Source organism: Corynebacterium provencense (assembly GCA_900049755.1).
Classification (GTDB): Bacteria; Actinomycetota; Actinomycetes; order Mycobacteriales; family Mycobacteriaceae; genus Corynebacterium; species Corynebacterium neomassiliense.
The window spans coordinates 289,922-313,465 of sequence record LT160593.1; the positions used below are offsets into that span (position 1 = coordinate 289,922).

General features: G+C 68.6%; 24 protein-coding genes. 18 read left to right on the forward strand and 6 right to left on the reverse strand.

What is annotated here, in order from left to right; translation table 11 throughout:
- Positions 1–263: 263 nt before the first annotated feature.
- Together BN3906_RS07755 and BN3906_RS07760 are read right to left on the reverse strand one after the other, a co-directional pair.
- Complete coding sequence (locus BN3906_RS07755; protein ID WP_078057280.1) at positions 264–896, reverse strand: hypothetical protein; 633 nt, start codon at positions 894–896, stop codon at positions 264–266.
- A 180-nt stretch (positions 897–1,076) separates the two neighbouring features.
- Positions 1,077–2,513 carry a dipeptidase gene (locus BN3906_RS07760; RefSeq protein WP_066586793.1) on the reverse strand — a complete coding sequence of 479 codons (1,437 nt, stop codon included), beginning with the start codon at positions 2,511–2,513 and terminating at the stop codon, positions 1,077–1,079.
- A 228-nt stretch (positions 2,514–2,741) separates the two neighbouring features.
- Here BN3906_RS07760 and groL point away from each other — a divergent pair, with 228 nt between their 5' ends.
- Positions 2,742–4,388, forward strand: a complete 1,647-nt coding sequence (gene groL, locus BN3906_RS07765) for a chaperonin GroEL (RefSeq protein WP_066586795.1) — start codon at positions 2,742–2,744, stop codon at positions 4,386–4,388.
- 260 nt (positions 4,389–4,648) lie between these two features.
- A complete protein-coding gene (gene ppk2 / locus BN3906_RS07770; protein WP_066586798.1) occupies positions 4,649–5,554 on the forward strand; it encodes a polyphosphate kinase 2 in 906 nt (301 codons plus the stop codon).
- Between the two features lie 11 nt (positions 5,555–5,565).
- Here ppk2 and BN3906_RS07775 read toward each other — a convergent pair whose 3' ends face one another.
- Both BN3906_RS07775 and BN3906_RS07780 read right to left on the reverse strand, forming a co-directional pair.
- Entirely contained in the window at positions 5,566–6,012 is a 447-nt protein-coding gene (locus tag BN3906_RS07775) for a MarR family winged helix-turn-helix transcriptional regulator (protein WP_066586801.1), read from the reverse strand.
- 96 nt (positions 6,013–6,108) lie between these two features.
- A complete protein-coding gene (locus BN3906_RS07780) occupies positions 6,109–6,417 on the reverse strand; it encodes a rhodanese-like domain-containing protein (protein WP_066586804.1) in 309 nt (102 codons plus the stop codon).
- A gap of 589 nt (positions 6,418–7,006) precedes the next feature.
- Here BN3906_RS07780 and BN3906_RS07790 point away from each other — a divergent pair.
- Entirely contained in the window at positions 7,007–7,567 is a 561-nt protein-coding gene (locus tag BN3906_RS07790) for a YdcF family protein (RefSeq protein WP_066586809.1), read from the forward strand.
- A 165-nt stretch (positions 7,568–7,732) separates the two neighbouring features.
- On the opposite strand, the gene BN3906_RS07795 is transcribed toward BN3906_RS07790, so the two are convergent.
- Complete coding sequence (locus tag BN3906_RS07795; RefSeq protein WP_066586810.1) at positions 7,733–8,206, reverse strand: inorganic diphosphatase; 474 nt, start codon at positions 8,204–8,206, stop codon at positions 7,733–7,735.
- Between the two features lie 24 nt (positions 8,207–8,230).
- Positions 8,231–8,698, reverse strand: coding sequence for an SRPBCC family protein (locus BN3906_RS07800; protein ID WP_066589512.1), 468 nt, complete (start codon positions 8,696–8,698; stop codon positions 8,231–8,233).
- Positions 8,699–8,864: 166 nt separating this feature from the next.
- On the opposite strand from BN3906_RS07800, the gene BN3906_RS07805 reads away from it, so the two are divergent.
- From BN3906_RS07805 to BN3906_RS07875, 15 genes are all read left to right on the forward strand, one after another.
- On the forward strand, positions 8,865–10,349 hold the full coding sequence (locus BN3906_RS07805) for a helix-turn-helix domain-containing protein (RefSeq protein ID WP_066586811.1): 1,485 nt from the start codon (positions 8,865–8,867) through the stop codon (positions 10,347–10,349).
- 89 nt (positions 10,350–10,438) lie between these two features.
- Entirely contained in the window at positions 10,439–11,806 is a 1,368-nt protein-coding gene (locus tag BN3906_RS07810) for a D-alanyl-D-alanine carboxypeptidase (RefSeq protein WP_066586813.1), read from the forward strand.
- A gap of 100 nt (positions 11,807–11,906) precedes the next feature.
- Positions 11,907–12,464, forward strand: a complete 558-nt coding sequence (gene hpt / locus BN3906_RS07815) for a hypoxanthine phosphoribosyltransferase (RefSeq protein ID WP_261796916.1) — start codon at positions 11,907–11,909, stop codon at positions 12,462–12,464.
- A gap of 93 nt (positions 12,465–12,557) precedes the next feature.
- On the forward strand, positions 12,558–15,047 hold the full coding sequence (ftsH, locus tag BN3906_RS07820; RefSeq protein WP_066586815.1) for an ATP-dependent zinc metalloprotease FtsH: 2,490 nt from the start codon (positions 12,558–12,560) through the stop codon (positions 15,045–15,047).
- 80 nt (positions 15,048–15,127) lie between these two features.
- Positions 15,128–15,706 (forward strand): GTP cyclohydrolase I FolE, encoded by a 579-nt coding sequence (folE, locus tag BN3906_RS07825; RefSeq protein ID WP_066589515.1) that lies wholly within the window; start codon positions 15,128–15,130, stop codon positions 15,704–15,706.
- On the forward strand, positions 15,706–16,614 hold the full coding sequence (gene folP / locus BN3906_RS07830) for a dihydropteroate synthase (RefSeq protein ID WP_066586816.1): 909 nt from the start codon (positions 15,706–15,708) through the stop codon (positions 16,612–16,614). The genes folE and folP overlap by 1 nt, the downstream gene beginning before the upstream one ends.
- Entirely contained in the window at positions 16,607–16,993 is a 387-nt protein-coding gene (gene folB / locus BN3906_RS07835) for a dihydroneopterin aldolase (protein ID WP_066586817.1), read from the forward strand. Before folP ends, folB begins: the two co-directional genes overlap by 8 nt.
- On the forward strand, positions 16,990–17,532 hold the full coding sequence (gene folK / locus BN3906_RS07840) for a 2-amino-4-hydroxy-6-hydroxymethyldihydropteridine diphosphokinase (RefSeq protein ID WP_066586818.1): 543 nt from the start codon (positions 16,990–16,992) through the stop codon (positions 17,530–17,532). The genes folB and folK overlap by 4 nt, the downstream gene beginning before the upstream one ends.
- Positions 17,529–18,083 (forward strand): DUF3180 domain-containing protein, encoded by a 555-nt coding sequence (locus tag BN3906_RS07845; RefSeq protein WP_390620335.1) that lies wholly within the window; start codon positions 17,529–17,531, stop codon positions 18,081–18,083. The genes folK and BN3906_RS07845 overlap by 4 nt, the downstream gene beginning before the upstream one ends.
- Positions 18,084–18,093: 10 nt before the next feature.
- A complete protein-coding gene (locus tag BN3906_RS07850) occupies positions 18,094–19,116 on the forward strand; it encodes a DUF6779 domain-containing protein (protein ID WP_066586819.1) in 1,023 nt (340 codons plus the stop codon).
- Positions 19,113–20,129 (forward strand): Rossmann-like and DUF2520 domain-containing protein, encoded by a 1,017-nt coding sequence (locus BN3906_RS07855; RefSeq protein ID WP_078057282.1) that lies wholly within the window; start codon positions 19,113–19,115, stop codon positions 20,127–20,129. The genes BN3906_RS07850 and BN3906_RS07855 overlap by 4 nt, the downstream gene beginning before the upstream one ends.
- Before the next feature lie 43 nt (positions 20,130–20,172).
- Positions 20,173–21,099: a pantoate--beta-alanine ligase gene (gene panC, locus BN3906_RS07860; RefSeq protein ID WP_066586822.1), complete on the forward strand. Its 927-nt coding sequence runs from the start codon at positions 20,173–20,175 to the stop codon at positions 21,097–21,099.
- A gap of 10 nt (positions 21,100–21,109) precedes the next feature.
- Positions 21,110–21,529 (forward strand): aspartate 1-decarboxylase, encoded by a 420-nt coding sequence (panD, locus tag BN3906_RS07865; RefSeq protein ID WP_066586826.1) that lies wholly within the window; start codon positions 21,110–21,112, stop codon positions 21,527–21,529.
- 194 nt (positions 21,530–21,723) lie between these two features.
- Positions 21,724–22,290 (forward strand): RrF2 family transcriptional regulator, encoded by a 567-nt coding sequence (locus BN3906_RS07870; protein WP_261796918.1) that lies wholly within the window; start codon positions 21,724–21,726, stop codon positions 22,288–22,290.
- A 5-nt stretch (positions 22,291–22,295) separates the two neighbouring features.
- On the forward strand, positions 22,296–23,510 hold the full coding sequence (locus tag BN3906_RS07875) for a globin domain-containing protein (protein WP_066586832.1): 1,215 nt from the start codon (positions 22,296–22,298) through the stop codon (positions 23,508–23,510).
- The last annotated feature ends 34 nt before the right edge of the window (positions 23,511–23,544 follow it).

Consider the following 23,544-nt stretch of genomic DNA (forward strand, 5'->3'; position numbering starts at 1 on the left):
GCTAGTGATGAATGCAATGAGACAGGGTCATTCTGATGGTTGGTTTATCGGTGTTGACACTCGCACGTTGGCTGACGACCTATTATTTTAATGATACGACGACCACCGAGATCTACGCGCTTTCCCTACACAACGCTCTTCCAATCTGGAGCAGGGATTCACCCAGCCGGAGGCCTGGATCGCGGCCGTGGACCTGACGGTGGAGACACTGCGCCGGTCAGTGTAGGGGACGCCGCGGCCCGGGGTGAGCGGCGGCTGCGGCCCTACCCGTGCAGACGGGTGGCGGCCGAGGCCAGAGCGGACGCGATGGAGGTGTCCCGGTCCGCGCCGAATCCGACAGCCCAGACGCGCGTGTTCTTGTGCTGCGCGTAGATGAAGGTGACGGTCGCCTCGAAGATGTCGTACTGGTGGAACTCCAGGATCTCGACCCGGCGGCCGTGGTCGGCGAGGATCTGCGTCATCGCACCTGCCGCACCCATCGACATGATCGACACCGTGGTGGACATGCCCTCGGTCAGCCCGGTGACCGCGAACTCATAGTTCCTGCGCCCGGCGGTGAGCCGGGTGGAGCGCAGTGACTCGACCCGGATGTTCTCGGGCGCGTACGTGGCGACGAAGGTCCGCCATTCCATGCCCCTGGCCTCCTGACGCATTCCGGACGGGAGGTGGCGTCCGAACCGGGCGCGGAACGGATCCTCGGCGAAAGTGCGGCTGCGTCGCCTGTCGATGCGTTGTGACCTGCGGTCACTGCGGTAGGTGACGGAACTCGACCGTGGTGCGGCCGGACGGCCCGTGGGGCGGAGGGTGTAGCTCGCCTGGCGGTCCTCGGTGGACTCCGGCCTGGCGAACCTGATCAGTGTGGTGGATGACATCCGGTTGTCCTGTGACTCGAACATGAGTGGTTTTCCCTTTGGCGGTGATGATGGTGTCGGTTGGATGTGGACCGACGCACCGCGCGAGTATGGCGGAGACCCCGAGGTGGAGGGGTCAGTCCCTTCCTCCACCCGGGTGGGGTACTCGCTTGAGGGAGATGCGCATGGTCGAGGATCTTAGTTCGGACCCCGGTGTGGGGCAAGTCACGCGGTGGGCTCTGCCGCCGCCCGGGCTTCTGTCTGGACCGCCGTCCGTGCAAGGAAGAGCAGCTCAGCGGCGCCTATGGCGGAAATCTCATCGGGAGAGACGGACTCGTCCGCAGAGTGGATACGGCAGGTGGGTTCCTCGATACCGAACAGGCCGAGTTCAGCGTCGGGGTAGTGGCCCAGCAGGGAGTTGCACAGCGGAATCGAGCCGCCCGATCCGATCCGCGCGGTCTCGGAGACCCCGTAGGCGTCCGCGAGAGCGTCGCTGAGGCGGGCGAGCGCCGGCCCTGACGTGTCCGCGACGAACGGGGACGCCGTCGACTCACGGTCGACGGTGACCCGGGCGTGGTTCGGTACATGGGACTCTATGTGTCTGACCAGGGCATCCTGCGCCTCGACGGCATCCGTTCCCGGCGGAACCCGGAGACTGACGTGGGCGGCGGCGCGCGCGACGACCGCATTGACGGCGTCTGCGACAGGAAGGGCGTCGAGTCCGGTGACGGTGATCGACGGGCGGGCGACGGTGAGGTCGTTCGGGCTGAGGCCCTGAGCCTCGCCGATCACGTCGACGCCGTCGAGGACACCGGCGTCCCGGCGGAACGTCCGGGCGTCCGGACCCCTGCCCTCCCACCGTGCGTCCGAGACGAGGCCCTCGACGGCGACGAGCCCGTCATCGTCATGGAGTGTGGAGAGCACGCGGATCAGGCTCAGCAGGGCGTCCGGCGCCGCACCGCCGTACTGTCCGGAGTGGACGGGCTGGTCGAGGGTCTCCACGGTGACGGTCACCGACGCCGTGCCACGAAGGGCGGTACCGAGAGAGGGGACGCCCGGGGCGTCGTTTCCGGAGTCGGCGATGAGGAAGACATCGGCGGCGAAAAGCTCGGGATGTGTGTCGAGCAGGTCCTCCAGCCCGTACCCGCCACGTTCCTCCGACCCTTCCACGACGACGCGGACACCGATCTCCGAAAGCTCGGGACGGTCGGCGGCGAGGATGTTGAGTGCGCGGAGGACCGCGAGGTGCATGACCACATGGCCCTTGCAGTCCGCCGCGCCGCGCCCGTACCACCGGCCGTCGCGTTCGGTGAGTTCCCAGGGGGAGCTCGTCCAGTTCGTGGTGTCGGTCGCCGGCTGGACGTCATAGTGGGAGTACAGCAGGACCGTGGGGCGGCCGGGGGCGGGTTCCCGCAGACCGATGACGGCGGTCGACCCGTCGGCGGTGACGTGGGGCTCGACGGGGACGCCGACTTCACGGAAGGCGTCGACGACCCAGGCTGCTGCGGCGGCGTTGTCCTGTTCGAGCCCGGGGGTGGAGTGGACGGAACGGAAGGAGACCAGTTCGGTGAGGGCGCTTTTCACGAAGTCCGCCTGCGCCGCCATCGCCGCGCGGGCGTCCTGGGGGGAGGGGGCGGTCGGTCGGGTCGGGGAGTCAGTCATGGGTAGAGGATAGCGCGCCGGAGTGATTCTGCTCCTTGCACTCGGACGCCGAGACTGCTAAAAACGAGTGTTAGCACTTGCCCATTATGAGTGCCAGACAATCTGACTGAAGTCACCTCAGGTGCAGTGAGGGTGGATGACGCGGCATGCGTCCACCCGTGCCGTCGCGGGCGCTGCGTCTGAACCGTACGTGTCGCTCCTACTCTCACACGGAGGAACAAGAGCCACATGGCTAAGATGATTGCTTTTGACGAAGAGGCCCGTCGCGGCCTGGAGAAGGGTCTGAACACCCTCGCGGACGCCGTGAAGGTCACCCTCGGCCCGAAGGGACGCAACGTCGTCCTGGAGCGCAAGTGGGGTGCCCCGATGATCACCAACGACGGCGTCACCATCGCCAGGGAGATCGATCTCGAGGACCCGTACGAGAAGATCGGTGCGGAACTGGTCAAGGAGGTCGCCAAGAAGACCGACGACGTCGCAGGTGACGGCACCACCACCGCCACCGTTCTGGCACAGGCTCTGGTCAAGGAGGGCCTGCGCAACGTCGCCGCAGGTTCCAACCCCATGGGTATCAAGCGCGGCATCCAGGCCGGTGTGGAGAAGGTCACCGAGGAACTCCTCAGCACCGCCAAGGAGATCGAGACCCGCGAGCAGATCGCGGCGACCGCGGGAATCTCCGCCGCCGACGAGAAGATCGGCGAGCTCATCGCCGAGGCCATGTACGCCGTGGGTGACGGCAAGCTGAACAAGGAAGGCGTCATCACCGTCGAGGAGTCCAACGCCTTCGGCGTCACCCTCGAAACCACCGAGGGCATGCGCTTCGACAAGGGCTACATCTCGGCGTACTTCGCCACCGACATGGAGCGCGGCGAGGCTGTCCTCGAGGACCCGTACATCCTCCTGGTCTCCTCGAAGATCTCCAACGTCAAGGACCTCCTGCCGCTGCTGGAGAAGGTCATGCAGTCCGGCAAGCCGCTGCTGATCATCGCCGAGGACGTCGAGGGTGAGGCACTGTCCACCCTGGTCGTCAACAAGATCCGCGGCACCTTCAAGTCCGTCGCCGTCAAGGCCCCGGGCTTCGGTGACCGCCGGAAGGCCCAGCTGCAGGACATCGCCATCCTCACCGGTGGCCAGGTCATCGCCGAGGAGGTCGGCCTGTCCCTCGAGACCGCCGACCTGCCGCTGCTGGGTACCGCCCGCAAGGTCGTCGTCACCAAGGACGACACCACCATCGTCGACGGTGCAGGCTCCTCCGAGCAGCTCGCCGGTCGGGTCCGCCAGATCCGCCAGGAGATCGAGAACGCGGACTCCGACTACGACAAGGAGAAGCTGCAGGAGCGCCTGGCCAAGCTGGCCGGCGGCGTCGCCGTCCTGCAGGTCGGTGCAGCGACCGAGGTCGAGCTCAAGGAGCGCAAGCACCGCATCGAGGACGCCGTCCGCAACGCGAAGGCTGCCGCTGAGGAAGGCATCGTCGCAGGTGGCGGTTCCGCACTGCTGCAGGCCGCCCACGTCCTCGACGACAACCTCGGTCTCGAGGGTGACGAGGCCACCGGTGTGCAGATCGTGCGCTCCGCCCTGTCCTCCCCGCTGAAGCAGATCGCCTTCAACGCCGGTCTCGAGCCGGGCGTCGTGGTCGACAAGGTCGCCGGCCTCGAGAACGGTCACGGCCTCAACGCCGCCACCGGCGAGTACGTCGACCTGCTGGGTGAGGGCATCGCCGACCCGGTGAAGGTGACCCGCTCGGCGCTGCAGAACGCCGCCTCCATCGCCAGCCTCTTCCTCACCACCGAGGCCGTCGTCGCCGACAAGCCGGAGCCCGAGGCTCCCGCTGCAGGCGGCGGCATGGACGAGATGGGCGGCATGGGCGGCTTCTGATCCGCTCCCCCATGTAACCCCGGGTCGTCACCCGCTGGTTGCCTGACCCCCGGAACCGTGTACCGGCAAGAAGGTACGCGGTGCCGGGGGTTCTGTGCTGCCGGGGAACTGTACCGGGCTGTACCGCAGACTCACGTACCCGTCCGCTTCCCTGTCCGTTTCCCTGCCCGTCACCTCGACGTGTGTTCCCGGGGGTACGGCGGGGGGCCGGCGTCCCCGGTGGTGTCCGGGGCCGGGGCAGTTCACTCTAGACTGGAGTCATGGCTGAGAAGACGGGCGACAACCAGGAATTCCACATCGTTGATCTGGCCGCCACCGAGGGATATCTGGTGGACGACTCTGACGAGGACGATCCGGTGCTCATCACCCCCGACGGTCACAGGGTGGACACGTGGCGTGAGAACTACCCCTACGACCACCGCATGGACCGTGAAGAGTACGAGGCGACCAAACGCGCCCTCCAGATCGAACTGCTGAAGTGGCAGAACTGGACCAAGGAGACCGGCCAGAAGCACATCATCCTCTTCGAGGGGAGGGACGCCGCAGGCAAGGGCGGCACCATCAAGCGGTTCAACGAGCACCTCAACCCCCGGGGTGCCCGCACCGTGGCACTGGAGAAGCCCTCGCCCCGGGAAGCGACGTCCTGGTACTTCCAGCGCTACATCCAGCACTTCCCGTGCGCCGGAGAGATCGTCTTCTTCGACCGCTCCTGGTACAACCGCTCCGGTGTGGAACGTGTCATGGGGTTCTGCACCAATGACCAGCACGCCGAGTTCCTCCGCGAAGTCCCGATGCTGGAGAACATGCTCATGGGATCGGGGATCAGCCTGACCAAACTGTGGTTCTCCGTCACCCAGAAGGAACAGCGCACCCGTTTCGCCATCCGGCAGGTCGACCCGGTGCGGCAGTGGAAACTGTCGCCGATGGACCTGGCGTCCCTTGACAAGTGGGACGACTACACCCGGGCGAAGGAGGAGCAGTTCCGTTACACCGACACCAACGAATCCCCCTGGATCACCATCAAGTCGAACGACAAGAAACGCGCCCGCCTCAACGCCATGCGCTACGTGCTGAGCAAGTTCGACTACACCGGCAAGGACTATGACATCGTCGGTGAACCGGACCCGAAGATCGTCAAGAGGGGCCGCGACCAGATCGGTGACTGACCGCGGTAGGGTCAGTCCTCCTCGGCGGCGATGATGGACTTCGCCAGCTTCTTGAGGTGTTTGAGCTGCTTGGATGTCGACTCGTCGAGGGCCTTGTCCTCGGCGTCCTGCACCACCGGGGTGAGCTTCTCCTGGACCTTGCGGCCCTTCTTCGTGGCCGTGATGATCTGACGGCGGCGGTCTTTCGGGTCCTTGACCCGTTGAGCGAGTTCCCGCTGCTCCAGCGAATCGACAAGCCTGACCATGTCCGACCGGTCGACCCCGATGACCTCCCCGAGAGTGGTCTGACTGGCGGCGTCCCCGTCCACCAGGTAGGTCAGTACCCAGTACTCGCGCAGGTTGAATCCTTCGCGGGCGAGATCCGCCTCCACGAAGCCCCGGGTGCGGCGCCTCAGCCGCTCCAGCTGGAATGACGGGGACGCGAGGAGACCGTGGGGGAGATGGGGGGATTCTGCCATAGGCTTCAGGGTAGCGGTTAGGGGTTTGGGTCACCCAATTGTTGGGGATCCCCCGTTTCGGTCCGGGTGCCCGGAAGCGGGCCACCGGACGCCGACCTAGTTCTGCGAACCAACGATCGGAAGTCCGGCGTCCCTCCAGCCGGAAGTGCCGTTGGCGACGTTGATCGCGTCGATCCCGTTCATCTCCAGCCACTGGCATGCACGGGCGGACCGGCCCCCCGACAGGCAGATCAGGTAGATGTCCCGGTCGAGGTCGAACTCGCCGTAACGCTCCTGGAGCTGGGAGAGAGGAAGGTTCACCGCACCCTCGGCGTGCCACCGGGCGTATTCCTCCGGTTCACGGATGTCGATGAGCTGGGCGCCGGCGGGAACCTCCGTCGGCTGTACTGTCTCGAAATCACTCATGTCCCGGAATTCTACGCCGGACCGCGTACCGGGACAGCGGGGTCGGGCACCGCATTCCGTGTGCCGGCGCCGGGTCTTTTCCAACGGGAGAGGATGAATACCGTGAGAATCCCCGGTTCGGGTGGCGCCGCCCGGGGTGCAGGGGCAAGCTTCAGTGGAGTCCGGCGCCGCCGGGCAGTGCCGCCCACCTGACATCACCTGACCTCACCGGAAGGCCCCGCATGCTCCCTCACCGTCACCGGTCCTCTCCTCCGGCGGCCCCCTCCGCCTTCCCTTCCACCGTGTCCGACACCGGCAGAGGCAGGCGGCGGGCGCCCGGCCGCACCATGTCACGCCAGGCGGTGGCGGTGACCGCGGCAGCGGTCCTCGCCGGCATGACCGCCCCGGCGGCGACAGCCACCACAGAGGACCGGGACTGGATCACCGCCCACCGTGCCACCGTCGACGCCGACGTGTACGACCCCTCTCGGCCCCTCCGGGTACTGGCCCGTGACCCTCTGGTGCCGTTGGTCGTTCTCGGGGCCAGGCTCGACGAGGACTGCACACCACCCCAGGTGCTGCAGGACCGGCTGGACGCCGCAGCTNCACCATGTCACGCCAGGCGGTGGCGGTGACCGCGGCAGCGGTCCTCGCCGGCATGACCGCCCCGGCGGCGACAGCCACCACAGAGGACCGGGACTGGATCACCGCCCACCGTGCCACCGTCGACGCCGACGTGTACGACCCCTCTCGGCCCCTCCGGGTACTGGCCCGTGACCCTCTGGTGCCGTTGGTCGTTCTCGGGGCCAGGCTCGACGAGGACTGCACACCACCCCAGGTGCTGCAGGACCGGCTGGACGCCGCAGCTGAACTCGCGGTCGCCCGTCCCGACGCCACCGTCGTCGTCACCGGCGGCACCACCAGAACCGGGTGCGTGTCCGAGGCGTCCGCCATGGCTGCCGTCCTGCGCAGCTCGGGGGTGACCAATACCGTGGTCACCGAGGAGGCTGCGACGAGCACCCTCGGCAACGTCGAGAACACCCGGCAGCTGATCCTCGACAGGGGAGGACTGGCAGTGGTCGTGACCTCCGACCCCCACTATGTGCGCGCCCTCGACAACTACCGTGATGCCGGAGTCGAGGCGGTCGCCTACGTCCGCGGGCAGGGCTGAGACTGCACCGGCCCGGTTACGATGGCCCGGACTGCGCCCGGGTCAGGGCAGGGAAAACCCCTGCCGGCAGGGCCCGGGAACACCACGGGCGCGCAGGCAGGGGCAGAGGAAGCAGGAGGTCGGGGCGTCCCGGAACGGAGTACCGGCGACGCCCCGTTCAGCGCTCTAGCTGTGACGCTCGACCGCCTCGGCGAGGATCCTCTCCGCCTCGGCCCTGTCGCCCCAGCCCGACCCGTGGACCTCTTTACCCGGCTCAAGGTCCTTGTAGTGGGTGAAGAAGTGCTCGATCTCGTTCTTCACGTCGGGGGCGATGTCGTCGATGTCCCGGTACCCCTCGTAGCGGACGTCGTCGATGACACACAGCAGCTTGTCGTCACCACCGGCCTCGTCGGTCATCTTGAACACGCCGACCGGACGGGCCTCGACAATGACGCCGGGAAACACGGACTCCGGAAGAATGACGAGCGCGTCCAGCGGATCCCCGTCCTCGCCGAGGGTGCCGTCGATGTAGCCGTAGTCGGCCGGGTAGGCCATCGGGGTGAACAGGTAGCGGTCCAGGTGGACCCTGCCGGTCTCATGGTCGATCTCGTACTTGTTGCGGGATCCCTTGGGGATCTCGATGGTGACTTCGATGCTCATGGGCGTCAAGTCTACCTTCCCCGGTCAGCCTGCCTGCTCGACCTCCCCTGCCACAGCATCCAGGGTGCGGCGGATCCCCTCCAGGAGCTCAGCCTCGAAGTCCTGCTCGCCACCGAGCGCCGTGGCGACGAGGAACCTGGACAGCAGGGAGGTGTCCCCCTCCACGATCCGCGATTCCGTGAGTGTTGTTGCTCCGTCACCGTCGGCGGCCAGATCATAACGCCACCGGGACCCGTTCAGCGGGACACGCCACTCCAGTCTCTTTCCCGGCTCCCAGACCGTGACACGTGACCACGTGGGCCAGAAAAGGACGCCTCGACGGTTCAGGTTCACCGTGACGGTCCCGACCCCGGGCTCCCCTTTCCCGAGAACGAACATCCGCCTGCACTGGGGGCTCCTGCGGCCCATTGCCGTCAGGTCGGCGACAGCCCTCCAGACCTTCGCGGGTGGTGCCTGCACGGACCGGGACGCGGTGATCAGTTCTTTCGCCATGGAACGGAGCATACGTCCCCCGCGCCCGGGGACGCAGGAGTTCCGCCCGACCGGTGCGGGCACACCGGAAGGTAGGATCACCTCAGACAGCGCCCGGTAACCCCGGGGGCAGAGTGGGGACGGAACCGTCCCGTGAGACCCGTGACACCGGAACCGAGGACGGACTGTGGACCAGCTGATGCCCGCCTGCTGGCTGGGGACGGTCACCGTCCACAGTGACCACCACATCTTCTGGGTGATGAGGGGCACGGCGAAAGTCCTGGCAGGTGGGGAGGTCCACGACCTCGCCGCACGTGAGGCCCTGTGGATCCCGCCCGGGGTGCCCGTGGACCAGATCTCCACCGAACCCGGCAGCGTGGCGTTCACGGTACTGCTGCCGTCACGGCTCTTCCCTGACTTCCCCGCGGGAATTGTCCGGCGCACCCTCACCGGACCACTGTGCGACCTCCTCCTGTACCTCCATTCCCGGTGGGTCACACCGTCCTGGCGGGAAGCTGCCGTCACCCCGGACATCGCGGTCACCCTGCGCAGGGTGTTCTCCGGCCCGGGGCGTCCTGCCGTGTCCTTCCCCGTCACCCCGGTGTCCCCGCCGGCAGTGGCGGTGGCACGTCAGCTCGTGGACGACCCCGCCGACCGACGGACCCTCAGGGAACTGGCCGCGGAGACTGACCTGAGCCCCCGCCACCTGACCAGGATCTTCAGCACCGAGACCGGCATGTCCTTCGGCGAGTGGAGGGTGGAGCTGAAACTGGCGGTCGCCGCGCGGATGCTCGCCGACGGCACCCCGGCCGGCAGGGCCGCAGCAGCGGGCGGATACACCTCCCCGGCGTCGTTCTCCAGGGCCTTCAGGGCGAGGACCGGGACGACCCCCGGGGCGTTCCGGTCGGTTTCCGGGGGACCGGTCGCGGCCCGGCCGGACGCCGTCACCGTGCCCGAGGCGCCGGCAGCGACACTCCTCCCACTGGTCAACCGGGTGCACGTGCTGGTGTGGATGGCCCGGGGCAGTGCACGTGTACGCCTGCGCGGCCGTGAGGTGACCGTGACCCGCGGACAGCTCATGTGGTTTCCCGCCGGAGTGTGGCATGAACTCACCACCTCCCCGGGAGGGGTGCTTCTCTGCCTGGGCACCCTCCCGCTGGAGGTGCCGCTGACACACGACCACGCCGTCCCCTTCTCCTGTCCCGGCATCCCGGAGGAGGATTTGCTGTACCGGGCCTCGGTGATGAACACGCTCCTGCGCCCCTACCCGTGGGACCCCGGGGAGTTCACCGGGGAACTCGCCGCCCTCCTGCCCCCGGTCGGGCACCGCGACAGGAGCCCGTCGGTGGCGGCGATCCTCCGTGACGACGACGAGGGCCACCAGACCCTGGCCACCTGGTCGCGGAGGCTCGGTCCGGACACGCCGGAACTGGCACGGCTGTTCCGGCGTGACACCGGGCAGTCCTACCGGGAGTGGAAGGTGGACCGGAGGATGACGGAGGCCAGGGCGCTGCTGCGGGACCCCGGAAGGTCGGTTGAACAGGTGGCGTCCGCCGTCGGGTACCGGTCCGCAATCTCCTTCAACAGGGTGTTCCGTGCCCACCACGGCATGACACCCGGACAGTTCCGCCGCGACCGCCTGGCCCGCAGCCTCTTCGAGGCGGTCGAGTGAGCGCCGCCTGAGTCGGATACAGTGTCGGTGTCAGAAGTCGGCGCCGGTGGCACGGCACCCGCCGGCACGGTACCGAGGAAGCGGAGCAGATGGGCGGAGACGGCAGCAGGGGAACCACGGCAGGTTCCGGACGGCCGGCGCCGCAGCTGAAGCGCTGGGTCATCTCCGTCATAGCCTTCACCGTGGCGGCGGTCGTGGTCGTCACCGCCGCCCTGGTGGTCAGGGACCGGACGATGACCAGGGTCGCCGCCGTCGCGGAGATTCCCGCCGCCACGGCTGTCGTACAGGCGGCCCCGCCGGCCGCAGACTCCGGCGGGGGCCCGTCCCTTATTCACATCCTGAGTGGTATAACAGACAGGCTCACTTCCCCGCTCTCCGGTCCGTCCGGGGACGCCGCGCTGGGCAGGCTGAGCGGCCGTGTCACCGACGTCGCCACCGGGCAGGAGATCTGGGCGTCCTCCCCGGACACCCCGCTGGTGCCTGCCTCGGCGACGAAACTCGCCACCGCCACCGCAGCGCTGCTCACCCTGCCCTCCGACGACCGGGTACCGACTTCGGTGTACCGCGGCACCGTCCCCGGGCAGGTCGTCCTGAAAGGCGGGGGTGACGTCACCCTGCAGCGCACCCCGGGATCCGGCTTCTTCACCGGAGCGGCGTCCCTGTCCGACCTGGCCGCGCAGGCGGTCACGGCGTCCGCCGGTGTGCCGGTCACCTCCGTCGTCGTCGACAACTCGGTGCGCGAGGGTGACCTGTTCAACAGGACCTGGTCCACCGACGACGTGGCGGCGGGCAATGTCGCACCGCTCGGGGCGGTGATGGTCGACGCCGGCCGTCTCGACCCCGCCGACAACTACTCGCCACGGTCCGGTACCCCCGCCGCGGACGCCGGACGCGCTCTCGCTGAGGCGCTCGGCGCGGACGCCGCGGCAGTCATCGTCTCGGACGCTCCTGTGGCGGTGGACGGTGAGGCTCTGGCGACAGTCTGGTCGGCTGCCCTGCCCACCCGTCTGCGCGACATGATGCTGCACAGCGACAACCTTCTCGCGGAAGCTGTCGGACGGGAGGTCGCGGCGGCCCGGGGCCTGCCGCAGACCTTCGACGGGGCGACACGGGCCGTCCTCGACACTCTCGGTGACCACGGGATCCCGGTCGGTGACGCTGTCCTCGCCGACTGCTCCGGGATGAGCGGGGACAACCGACTCACCGCACGGATCCTCGACAGTCTCCTGGCACTGGCCGCCGGTGCGCCCGGGGACAGCGGGGAAGACAGCAGCGGTGAAGGCGACGGCGGCGAGGACGGCGCCGGCGGCACTGCGGAACTCCGGTCCCTGTTCGACGCCCTGCCGGTCGCCGCGCTGGCCACCGTGATGCCCGCGGTCCGCGCCTGGATCCACCTGCCGGAGTCCCGGAATTCCCCGGCGCCGGGCACGGCACCACACCCCGGCGACTACAATTGACCTGTCACAGCAGCGTGACACCCATCGACTGGTGGTCCGCCGGCGCAGTGGCGTGCTGGAGACCGCATTACTGAGGAGAGAGAACCGGATGCAGGTCGACATGCCCGCACATCCTTTCGGCGACGACATCACGAAAGTCCTCATCGACGAGGCGACCCTGCAGTCCCGGGTGCGGGAGCTCGCGGCGGAGGTCAGTGAACGTCACCGGGACGCAGCGGACGACCTCGTCCTCGTCTGCGTACTCAAGGGCGCGGCAATGTTCATGTCCGACTTCTCCCGCGCGCTGACGGTGCCGGCCCAGCTGGAGTTCATGGTGGTCTCCTCCTACGGGTCCGGCGCTGAATCCTCCGGGGAGGTGACGGTCGTCAAAGACCTCACCACCGACATCTCCGGACGCAGTGTGGTGGTCGTCGAGGACATCATCGACTCGGGCAGGACCCTGTCCTGGCTGGTGGAGGAACTCAGGTCCAGGGGTCCGGCGAGCCTGGAGATCGTCGCACTGCTGCGCAAACCTGACCGTGTCGTCGTCGACGTGGACTGCGACTGCCTCGGATTCGAGGTCCCCGACGAGTTCATCGTCGGCTACGGTCTCGACTACGCCGAGCGGTACCGCACCCTTCCGTGGATCGGGGCGCTGCGGCCGGAAGTCTACAGCTGACCGGGGGCACCGCCACGGTCACACCGGAGACTCCCGGGGCAGGGCGCGGTCGGCGGAACGTCACGGCGCCCGCTGCGATACTCTGGTGAGACTATGACTAAGAAGAAGGTCCTGCGGATCGCCGCGGTCATCGCCGCGGTCCTCGTCGCCATCTACGCGTTCAGCGTCCTCACCGATTCGACCCGCGGGTACTCCGACGTCGACACCTCCGTCGCAGTCAGGCAGCTCGACGACAAGAACGTCAGCGAGGTGCAGATCAACGACCGTGAGCAGCAGCTCCAGATCACACTGAAGAACAAGATCAGTGTCGACGGGGACGACGACGTCGAGAAGATCATCACCCAGTACCCTGCGCGGGCGGCGGACACGATCTTCGACAAGGTCCAGGCGTCCGGGGCGGACAAGTACCAGACGAAGGTCACCGAGGACAGTCTCCTCGGGTCACTGCTGGTGATGCTGCTGCCGGTACTGCTCATCGGTGGTCTGCTGCTGTTCTTCCTCACCCGCATGCAGGGCGGGGGAGCGGGCGGGCCGTTCGGCATCGGCAAGTCGCGGGCCAAGGAACTCAACGTCGACAACCCGGACACGACCTTCGACGACGTCGCCGGGGCGGACGAGGCGGTCGAGGAGCTCGACGAGATCCGCGACTTCCTGCAGAACCCGGGCCGCTATGAGCAGCTCGGGGCGAAAGTGCCCCGGGGCGTCCTACTCTACGGTCCTCCGGGTACCGGCAAGACCCTCCTGGCCCGTGCGGTGGCCGGTGAAGCGGGCGTGCCCTTCTACTCGATCTCCGGGTCCGACTTCGTGGAGATGTTCGTCGGTGTCGGCGCCTCGCGGGTCCGTGACCTGTTCAAGACGGCAAAAGAGAACAGTCCCTGCATCATCTTCGTCGACGAGATCGACGCTGTCGGCCGTCAGCGCGGCGCCGGGATGGGCGGCGGACACGATGAACGTGAACAGACACTCAACCAGCTGCTCGTCGAGATGGACGGTTTCGACGACCGTGAAGGTGTCATCCTCATGGCCGCGACGAACCGTCCCGACATCCTGGACCCCGCACTGCTGCGCCCCGGCCGTTTCGACCGGCAGATTCCGGTGGGCAACCCCGACCTGGCCGGGCGGGAACAGATTCTCCGCGTCCACGCACGCAATAAGCCGCTCGCCCCTGACGTGGACCTGAAGTCCCTGGCCAAGCGGACAGTCGGCATGTCCGGTGCGGACCTGGAGAACGTGCTCAACGAGGCGGCACTCCTCACCGCCCGTGTCAACGGCAACGTCATCACCGCCGACGCGCTGGAGGAGGCCACCGACCGGGTGATCGGCGGCCCCCGCCGCACCTCCAAGATCATCTCGGAACAGGAGAAGAAGGTCACCGCCTACCACGAGAGCGGTCACACCCTCGCGGCCTGGGGCATCAGGGACATCGAACGGGTGTACAAGGTCACCATCCTCGCCCGCGGCAAGACCGGCGGGCATGCGATGGCGGGGCCCGAGGACGACAAGGGCATGTACACCCGGTCCGAGCTCTTCGCCCGGCTGGTCTTCGCCATGGGAGGACGTTCCGCCGAGGAACTCGTCTTCGGCTCGCCGACCACGGGGGCGTCCGCGGACATCGAGCAGGCGACGAAGATCGCCCGGGCCATGGTCACCGAGTACGGGATGAGCCCGCAGCTGGGTGCGGTGAAGTACGGGGAGGAGCAGGGTGACCCCTTCGCCGGTCGCGGCGGTCAGGGGACCCTCGACTATTCGCCGGCCGTGGCCGCGACCATCGACGACCAGGTGCGGACCCTCATCGAGAAGGCACACGTGGTCGCCTACCGGATCCTGCGTGGTCATCGTGACCACCTCGACACCCTGGCGTCCCGTCTTCTGGAGAAGGAGACCCTGCGACGCCCCGATCTCGAGGCGATCCTCGGTGAACTGGATCCGGTCGCGGTCGAGGACATCTTCGACGGCCAGGACCGGGACTTCCCCCGGGACTACCGGGAGCCGGTGAAGACCCCCACCGAACTCGCCCGCGAACGTGGTGAAGAGCCGCCGGAGAGGCCCGACTTCTACTCTGAGGCCAGGAAGGCACGGATGGAGCGCAGGAAGGCCGAGCAGGAGGCCAGGCGGGCAGGTGCGGACCAGGGGCAGGACAGCGGCGAGGCTCAGCGCCTGCCCGGCTTCCCGCCGCAGGAGGGAACCGGAACCCGCAGGTGGGGTGCCCGGTCGGACCCGCAGGAGCACCGGCGCGCCGGGCATGACCATCTGTGGGGCGGCCAGGACCGGGTGGATCCCCCCGGGGATCCGGTGGACGGCCGTTCCGGTCCGCCCCGTCACCCGGGTGAGGTGAACTACGGTCCCGGCGACGGTGCCGCAGACGGTCCCGTGTCCCCTCCGCTGCCTCCGGCAGGGGAGATGCGGGGGTTCCGGCTGCCCGACAATGAGCAGCCCGACAATCCGTGGACCACGGATGACGCCCCCACGGGACGCCATTCGCGCACCGACTCCGGTGGCAGCGGCAACCCCGACGCCGGCAACAGCAGCAGCAACAGCGGCAACAGCAACAGCAACAGCGAGGACAGGGACGGGCAGCGTTGAGTGCCACAGATTCCACCGACACACCGGACAACGTCCCGGACAAGGACGACGACCGGGGCAACGGCCCGGCACGGTCACTCCTGACCGGCCGGCCCTTCGACAGACAACGTGCCGAGGCGGCGGTGCGCGAACTGCTCATCGCCGTGGGGGAGGACCCGGACCGTGAGGGCCTGCAGGAGACACCCGCCCGGGTGGCCCGCGCCTACCGGGAGATCTTCGACGGCCTCTACCGGGATCCCGCCGAAGTACTCGCCAAGACCTTCAACGAGGACCACCGGGAACTCGTCCTCGTCAAGGACATCCCCATCTACTCCACCTGTGAGCACCACCTCGTGCCGTTCTACGGGCACGCGCACATCGGATACATCCCCGGCAGTGACGGCACCGTCACCGGACTGTCGAAACTGGCCCGTCTCGTCGACGGTTTCGCCAAACGGCCCCAGGTGCAGGAGCGGCTCACCAGCCAGGTGGCGGACGCCGTGTCCGGCCGCCTCAGGGCGTCCGCGGTGATAGTCGTCATCGAGTGCGAGCACCTCTGCATGGCGATGCGCGGCATCCGTAAGCCGGGTGCCACCACCGTCACCTCCGCGGTACGGGGAGGGTTCCGCAGCGACGCCCGCACCCGTGCCGAGGCGATGTCCCTGATCCGGGGGCACTGATGCAGGCTCCGGCCTCACGGACGCTGGTGATGGGGATCCTCAACGTCACCGGGGACTCCTTCTCCGACGGTGGTCTCTGGAACTCCCCCGACCGGGCACTCGCCCACGCCAGGGAGATGGTGGACGCCGGGGCCGACATCATCGACGTCGGAGGTGAGTCCACCCGCCCCGGCGCGACCAGGGTCGACGCACGGACCGAGCGTGAGCGGGTCGTCCCCGTCATCGCCGCACTGCACTCACAGGGCATCCGCACCAGTGTCGACACCATGCGAGCCTCCACCGCCGCTGCCGCCGTGGAGGCGGGCGTGGACATCGTCAACGACGTCTCAGGGGGACTGGCGGACCCCGACATGTACCGGGTCGTCGCGGAAGCCAACCGTGACCGGGGACCCGGCCGGCCCGTGGACTACTGCCTCATGCACTGGAGGACCGACCGTTTCGGTTCCGCCGCCGGCCGGGCCGACCACGGGGGAGACGTCGTCGCCGACGTGCAGTCGCTGACGACGGAACTGTCGGCGGCGGCGGTCGCCGAGGGTGTTCCGGCCGAGCGCATCATCCTGGACCCCGGGATCGGATTCGCCAAGAACGCCGAAGACAACTGGGCGCTGCTCCACGCCCTGCCCGGGTACGTCGCAGGGTGGTCCGCGGCAGGCTACCGTACACTTCTCGGGGTGTCCCGTAAACGCTTCCTCACCGCGCTGAGGCCGGGCCCGGACGGTCGACCAGGTTCCCCCGTCTCCGCCGACGACGCCACCGCCGCAGTGTCTGCCCTGGCCGCTTCCGCCGGAGTATGGGCCGTGCGCGTCCACGATGTCGCCCCGTCGAGGGCCGCGGTGGATGTCGCCCGGGCGGTGGCCCTGGGCCACGGACCGGACGTCCCGGAGGGATGGAGGGCACGTCGTGGCTGACCGTATCGAGCTCGACGGCCTGGAGGTGTACGGATACCACGGGGTCTACGACTTCGAGCGGGAGAAGGGGCAGAAGTTCATCGTCGATCTGGTGGTGTGGACGGACTTCCGCGCCGCCGCGGCCACCGACGACATCGGCCGCACCATCTCCTATGTCGAACTGGCGGACATTGCCGTGGAAGTCGCCGCCGGACCCTCACTCAACCTCATCGAGACGTTGGCGTCCACCATCGCCGACCGCATCAACGGACTGGACGGGGTGTACGCCGTCGAGGTCACCGTCCACAAGCCGGACGCCCCGATCCACCACCCGTTCACGGATGTCCGGGTCGTCGCCAGAAGGTCGGCGGCCGGTGCGGGAGCGGAGAAGCGTCGGTGAAGGCCGTCCTCGCGTTCGGTGCGAACCTGCCCGGTGACCTCGGCGACCCGGTGGCGCAGATCGCGCGCGCCGCACGGTCGCTCGCGGAGTCGCCGGGGATCACCGTGACCGCGGCGTCCGCGATGTACGCCACGCCGCCCTGGGGTGTCGAGGACCAGGCGGAATTCCGCAACAGTGTGCTCGTCGTCGAAGTCGATGAGGCACTGTTCTCGCCGCTGGATCTGCTGCACCGCTGCCAGGACGAGGAGAAGGCGGCGCACCGGGTGCGTCACCGGCACTGGGGTCCCCGGACACTGGACATCGACCTGATCTCGCTGTGGAGCGCCGGCGTCGAGATCCACAGCCGAGGTCGGTGGGGTGCAGAGCTGGTCCTCCCCCACCCGTGGGCACACGCCCGGGCGTTCGTGCTGGTCCCGTGGAATGACGCCGATCCGGCGGCCACGCTGGACGGACAGCCGGTCGCGGGTCTCATGGCGTCCTGCCCGGCCGGTGATCTGGCGGGAGTCCGGGCGCTGCCCGACGTAGCATGGGCACCGTGAACACATCGGACACCGGACGTGCGGGAGGCACCGGAGACGGCGGGGGTGACCGCGGCCCCGGCCTGGCACTGACCCCCGTCAGTGCCCTGCTGACCGCCGCCGCCGGCATGGCGCTGATCATCGGGGTCGCGGCGGTGTTCTTCTACGGCGACTTCCCGCCGGCGCGGGTGCGCAACTCGGTCGCGCTCTGGGTGTTCGCCGTCGTCGCGGCTTTCACCGCGGTCGCGGTGCGCCGTCGTATCGCCGACGGCGAGGTGGGTCTGGACCGGAGCCAGATGTCGCCGGTGTTCATCGCCCGCGCCGCGGTACTGGGTAAGGCGTGCTCCTGGCTCGGTGCGTTGGTGGGTGGAGGTTACCTGGGGTTGACGGTCTACGTCCTCATCCGGTACCCGTCTCTTCTCGCCGCCCAGGAGGACGCCCCGGGCGCACTGGTGTGCACAGCCGCAGGAGTATGCGTGGCGGTTGCCGGGGTTGTCCTGGAACGTTGCTGTCTGGTCCCTCCGGGCGACGCGGACCCTGACGGTCGTCGTTCGGGAGCACAGGCCATGTAGTGTTGGCTCCATGAGTTCCGCGTATCCGTCTCCTGATCTGCACCGGCTTCCGGACCCGAACAGCGCACAGACCACCCGGGCACCCGGTACAGGGTGGAAGCTGCTCATGTTCCTGCTCCTGGCACTTGCCCTGGCGGCGACCGTGATCATGTTCTTCGTCGACAACGACTTCTGGATCAACATGGCCGTCATCGCGGCACTGTGGGCCGCGTTCATCGGCGCTGTCCTGGTGTTCCGGTACTCGGGCGCTCTGGGGGAGGAGACCACCCGCTCGGAGGAGCGGGATGCGCGTCGTCTGGCGGAACTGGACGCCGAGCGTGCCGAGCACCGTCGCCGGGAGGCGGAGCTGGAGAAGACTCTGGCACAGAGCGCCGCCGACGGTTCCCCGGCCCGCGACGAAACCCTTGAGTCCATCCGTGCAGAGTTGGCGGCCCTGCGGGCCCAGCTCTCCGAGCTCTCCGGTCTGGACCTCAGTGAGGACCAGGTGGCTGTGCGGGCCAGGGCGGAGCGGATCATCGAACTGGAGCGGCGCTCGGGGGAGACTCCTGCCCCGGGGACTCCGGAGGGAGCAGCCGCCTCCTCCGCCGCCCCTGTCCCATCTGCCGCACCCGAGGTCTCCGGTGAGGACCGGGGTCCCGGCGCGGCACCTCACCAGGGCGCCCGGCGCGGTGGTTTCGCCACCGGGACATTCTCCGCGGTGAACTGGGCGGGGGCGGACTCGGAGGAGACGAGCATGATCCCGCTGGTCGTCGACACCCGGGACATCGACCGGGACCGGCCTGCCCCGTCGGCACCGGCTGAGCCCCCGGCACCGGCCGGGCCGACTGCGGAGACGTCCGGCATCCCGGCCGCAGGCGGTTTCCCCGCCGGTCAGGCCGGTGGGGCGGAGGACTCCGGACAGGCTGGACACCACCGTCGTACCAGGGAGGTCGAGGACCCCCACGGTCGTCGCAGGGCCGATGAACGTGCCGGCGCCGGCGGGTCGGTGACCGTGGCGGAACTGATGGCACAGCTGAAGAAGAACGCCAGGTGACCGGAACAGGCATCAGAGCACCACACCCCGACCGACAGGAACCACGCCTGTCGGTCGGGGTCATTTCCGCAGGTGCGGTGGGCACAGCGGTCGCAGAAACTCTCCTGCAGGCCGGCCACCACATCCACGGTGTGGTCGCACCGTCGCAGGTGTCCCGTGACCGGGTCGCACAGCGGCTCCCCGGGGTGGACGTGACGGATGTGGGGGACGCCTCCCGTGCGGCACTGGTCGTCCTCGCCGTCCCCGACACCGTCCTGCCCGGGGTTGTACGTCAGGTCGCGGAGGTCACCCGCCCCGGCCAGATCGTGGTGCACACGTCCGGGGCGTCGGGTTGCGGCGTCCTCCAGCCGGTCACCGACACCGGCGCCCTCCCACTGGCACTGCACCCCGCGATGACCTTCACCGGAACTGCTGAGGACACCGCCAATCTCGTGGGATGTGCCTGGGGCGTCACCTCGGACTCGGACACCGGTGCCGCTGTCGCCGAACTGCTGGTGAATTCCTGCGGTGGGGTGGCGGTCCCGGTCGCGGAGGAGAACCGTCCGCTCTACCACGCGGCAATGGCGCACGGTGCCAACCACCTGGTCACGCTGGTGTCTGAGTCTCTGCGCATGCTTGACCACGCCCTGGCTTCCCCGGACACGGAGGGAGTGCCCGGTGACGGGGGAGCGGGGGCGGTCGGGACAGACCGGCCGGGCAGAGCGGGCAGGGTGCCCGTGGATCCGGACTCTGCCGTCCTGCTGCGCCGTATCCTGCCCACGGCACTGTCCAATGCGCTTGACCGGCGTACCGCGGCGTTGACAGGCCCTGTCGCCCGGGATGACGCTGAGACGGTGCTGCGCCATCTCCGTGCGTTGGACGACATCGGCACGCCGGAGCCGGTCGACGGCCCGGGGAGCCTCGACGGTGCCGGTGGCCTGTCCGGGGCATACCGGGAGGCGGCCCAGCGTACCGCCCGTGCGCTCGGCTCCCTCAATGTGGAGCGGGCACTGGACGGGGACTACCCTTATTGATCCGTCACAGGACCACACACTTTTTCGCGAAGGAGCGGCAACGGTGAGTTTCACCCCCGGCCAGGCCACCGTCTACACGGGTATCGAGGAGATCGGGGAGCTGACCCGTGCCATGCGCAAGGTCGGGCGTCCCGTCGTCCTGGTCCCCACCATGGGGGCACTGCATGAGGGCCACATGGCCCTGGTCCGCACTGCCCGACGGATCCCCGGCGCCCTGGTGGTGGTCTCGGTGTTCGTCAATCCGCTGCAGTTCGGGGAGGGGGAGGACCTGGACTCCTACCCGCGCACCCTCGACAGCGACGTGCAGAAGCTCCGGGCGGTCGGGGCGGATGCGGTGTTCGCACCAGGTGCCCGGGAGATGTACCCGAACGGTCCCCGAACTTCGGTGCACCCGGGGCCGCTGGCGGAGATCCTGGAGGGGGCCGTGCGCCCGGTGCATTTCGCCGGTGTGCTGACGGTGGTCAACAAGCTGATGCACGTCACCAACTGCACCCACGCGGTCTTCGGTGAGAAGGACTACCAGCAGCTGATCCTGGTCCAGCAGATGGTCACCGACCTGAATCTGGGGGTGCAGGTCCACGGTGTCCCGGTGGTGCGTGAGGCGGACGGTCTGGCGAAGTCTTCGCGCAACGTCTACCTGTCGGAACGGGAGCGGGAGCTGGCGGTGACCCTGTCCGCCGCCCTGACCGCCGGTGCCCACGCCGCGGAGGACGGTGCGGAGGCGGTGCTGTCGACCGCCCGCGGGGTGCTGGATTCCGTGGAGGGGGTCGAGGTGGACTACCTGGAACTGCGGGGAACTGATCTGGGTGAGGCCCCTGAGGTGGGGGACGCCCGTCTGCTCGTCGCCGCACGGGTGGGTTCCACCCGGCTGATCGACAATGTCGGCGTGCCGCTCGGCACAGGTTTCCGGGGGGCGGCGGAGGGCGCGGGTGTCGCTGAGGACGCCACCTCCGGCCGGGTCGGGAAGTAAGGTTGTCCGCGTGTTGCGAACGATGATGAAGTCGAAGATCCACAGGGCGACGGTCACCCAGGCCGATCTGCACTACGTGGGGTCCTGCACGATCGACGCGGACCTCATGGACTCCGCCGACATTCTGGAGGGGGAGCAGATCGACATCGTCGACGTGGACAACGGGGCGCGGCTGACGACCTATGCGATCACCGGGGAGCGTGGCAGCGGCATGATCTCCATCAACGGTGCGGCTGCGCACCTGGTGCATCCCGGCGACCTGGTGATCATCATCGGCTACGGGCAGTTCAGTGCCGCCGACCTGGAGGAGGGGTACCGTCCCCGCGTCGTTTTCGTCGACGAGCACAACCGTCAGGTGACGTTGGGGGATGATCCGGCGGATGTGCCGGTGGGGTCGGGGTTGCTGAACCCACGCTTCCCCTCCCGGTGACCGGGCCGGGTCCGTCGGTGAGGGGCCGGTGGGCAGGATCCGGCGAAATGTGACGGAGATCAATCCTGCGTCCCGGTCGGGCGGCACCATCCCCGGTCAGACCCTGGTGAACATACCCTGACCGGCAGAGATACCGATTTTTTAAAGGGTATTCCAGATGTACCTTTTCCGTCTGCGGCCCTAGCGTGGGTGGTGTGCACCTCACCAAGTTCGCTGATCTGGGACTGCGGTCCCTCATGATCCTCGGGGACACCGGCGCAGCCGGTGCCACTGACCCGGGGCAGCGCCGCACGGTCGGAGAACTCGCCGTACGTACCGCTGCTCCGGCGTCCCATGTCAGGAAGGTCGTCGCCAGACTCACCGGTCTCGGCGTCCTCGCCTCCGTACGGGGACGGACCGGTGGGGTGTACCTCGCCGAGGGAGCCTGGGACACCGACATCGGGTACCTGCTCCGTGAACTGGAGGGGGTACACGAGGTCGTCGACTGTGACGGCAGGGAGAACGCGGTCGCCTGCCCGCTGTCCTCCCGTGACTGCGCTCTGCGGCACCTTCTCCGTGACGCCCGGGAGCGCTTCTTCTCCACCTTCGACGGTGTCACCCTCGGAGACCTCATAGACCGGACCGGCCCTGCGCACTCCGGCCCTGCGCACTCAGGCCCGGGCACCCCCGCCCCGGTGCGGGTCGGTCTGCCCGCCCCCACCCCCGCCCCGGTGCGGGTCGGTCTGCCCGCCCCGCACCCCCCGAACAACCGAAGGAACTGACGACCATGTTCACCGCTGCCGAAACACTCCGCGGGGCCGCCCGCGCCGCCCGTCTCACCCCCGCCCACGAGGCCACGGTGAGGGCCACCCTCCCGGTGATCGGGGCGCACATCAACGAGATCACGCCGGTGTTCTACCGCCGGATGTTCGCGGCCCACCCCGAGCTGCTCCGCGACACCTTCAACCGGGGCAACCAGCGCTCCGGTGAACAGCAGAAGGCCCTCGCCGCCTCTGTGGCGGCCTTCGCGTCCATGCTGGTCGACCCGGACGCACCGGACCCGGTCGACATGCTGTCGCGTATCGCCCACAAGCACGTTTCCCTCGGCGTGGTCGCCGACCAGTACCAGATCGTGCACGACCACCTCTTCGCCGCGATCGTGGAGGTCCTCGGTGACGCGGTGACCCCGGAGGTCGCCGAGGCGTGGGAGGAGGTGTACCAGCTCATGGCCGGGGTCCTCATCGGAGAGGAGAGCGCCCTCTACGGCACCGCGGGCGTGGAACCGGGAGACGTCTTCCGGTACGCCGTCCTGGTCGCCCGCCGTGACCTCACCGACGTGGTCACCGAGTTCACCTTCGAGGTGCCGGACGCCCCGGGCGCCTTCGCAGCGGCCCAGCCCGGCCAGTACACGTCTCTCGGGGTGAGGCTGGGGGACGGTGCCCGGCAGCTCCGGCAGTACTCCCTGGTGAACTGGGACGGCCGCGGTTTCACCGTCGCCGTGCAACGCGACGGTGAGGTGTCCGGCGCCCTGCTCGACACGATTGCGGTCGGGGACCGGGTGGACGCCACTCTGCCGGCCGGTGACCTGGTCCTCGGTGACGACGACACTGTTCCGGTGGTGCTGGTCAGCTCGGGTATCGGTTCCACTCCGATGACCGGGATGCTCGCTGCACTGGTGGCCGGGGCGGGTGCGAGAGATGTCACGGTGATCCACTCGGACCGCTCCCCGGACAGTTTCGCCCAGGGCGCCGTGACCGTGGGACTGCTGGACGCCCTGGAGTCGCAGGGTTCCACCGTGCGCCGGTACTTCAGCTGGACCGGCCGTGGCCAACGGGTGGTGCTGGGGACACGGGACATCCCGGCCGGCGCTGACTGGTACCTCTGCGGAGGCAACGGGTTCCTGCAGGACGTCCGGGCCCAGCTGGCTGATCTGCCGGAACTGTGCCCGGCGGGGATCCACTTCGAACTGTTCTCCCCGAACGACTGGCTGACGGGTCAGTGAACCGCCCGTGACCGGGGCGGTGCGGGGGTATGCT

Bases quoted from the DNA above. Each gene is read 5' to 3' on its own strand.
- ppk2 (WP_066586798.1), top strand. From the start codon at position 4,649: ATGGCTGAGAAGACGGGCGACAACCAGGAATTCCACATCGTTGATCTG.
- BN3906_RS07755 (WP_078057280.1), bottom strand. From the start codon at position 896: ATGTTCGAGTCACAGGACAACCGGATGTCATCCACCACACTGATCAGG.
- BN3906_RS07810 (WP_066586813.1), top strand. From the start codon at position 10,439: ATGGGCGGAGACGGCAGCAGGGGAACCACGGCAGGTTCCGGACGGCCG.
- BN3906_RS07790 (WP_066586809.1), top strand. From the start codon at position 7,007: ATGTCACGCCAGGCGGTGGCGGTGACCGCGGCAGCGGTCCTCGCCGGC.
- BN3906_RS07800 (WP_066589512.1), bottom strand. From the start codon at position 8,698: ATGGCGAAAGAACTGATCACCGCGTCCCGGTCCGTGCAGGCACCACCC.
- folP (WP_066586816.1), top strand. From the start codon at position 15,706: ATGCAGGCTCCGGCCTCACGGACGCTGGTGATGGGGATCCTCAACGTC.
- BN3906_RS07760 (WP_066586793.1), bottom strand. From the start codon at position 2,513: ATGACTGACTCCCCGACCCGACCGACCGCCCCCTCCCCCCAGGACGCC.
- BN3906_RS07775 (WP_066586801.1), bottom strand. From the start codon at position 6,012: ATGGCAGAATCCCCCCATCTCCCCCACGGTCTCCTCGCGTCCCCGTCA.
- BN3906_RS07875 (WP_066586832.1), top strand. From the start codon at position 22,296: ATGTTCACCGCTGCCGAAACACTCCGCGGGGCCGCCCGCGCCGCCCGT.
- BN3906_RS07850 (WP_066586819.1), top strand. From the start codon at position 18,094: ATGAGTTCCGCGTATCCGTCTCCTGATCTGCACCGGCTTCCGGACCCG.
- ftsH (WP_066586815.1), top strand. From the start codon at position 12,558: ATGACTAAGAAGAAGGTCCTGCGGATCGCCGCGGTCATCGCCGCGGTC.
- BN3906_RS07780 (WP_066586804.1), bottom strand. From the start codon at position 6,417: ATGAGTGATTTCGAGACAGTACAGCCGACGGAGGTTCCCGCCGGCGCC.
- groL (WP_066586795.1), top strand. From the start codon at position 2,742: ATGGCTAAGATGATTGCTTTTGACGAAGAGGCCCGTCGCGGCCTGGAG.
- BN3906_RS07795 (WP_066586810.1), bottom strand. From the start codon at position 8,206: ATGAGCATCGAAGTCACCATCGAGATCCCCAAGGGATCCCGCAACAAG.
- hpt (WP_261796916.1), top strand. From the start codon at position 11,907: ATGCCCGCACATCCTTTCGGCGACGACATCACGAAAGTCCTCATCGAC.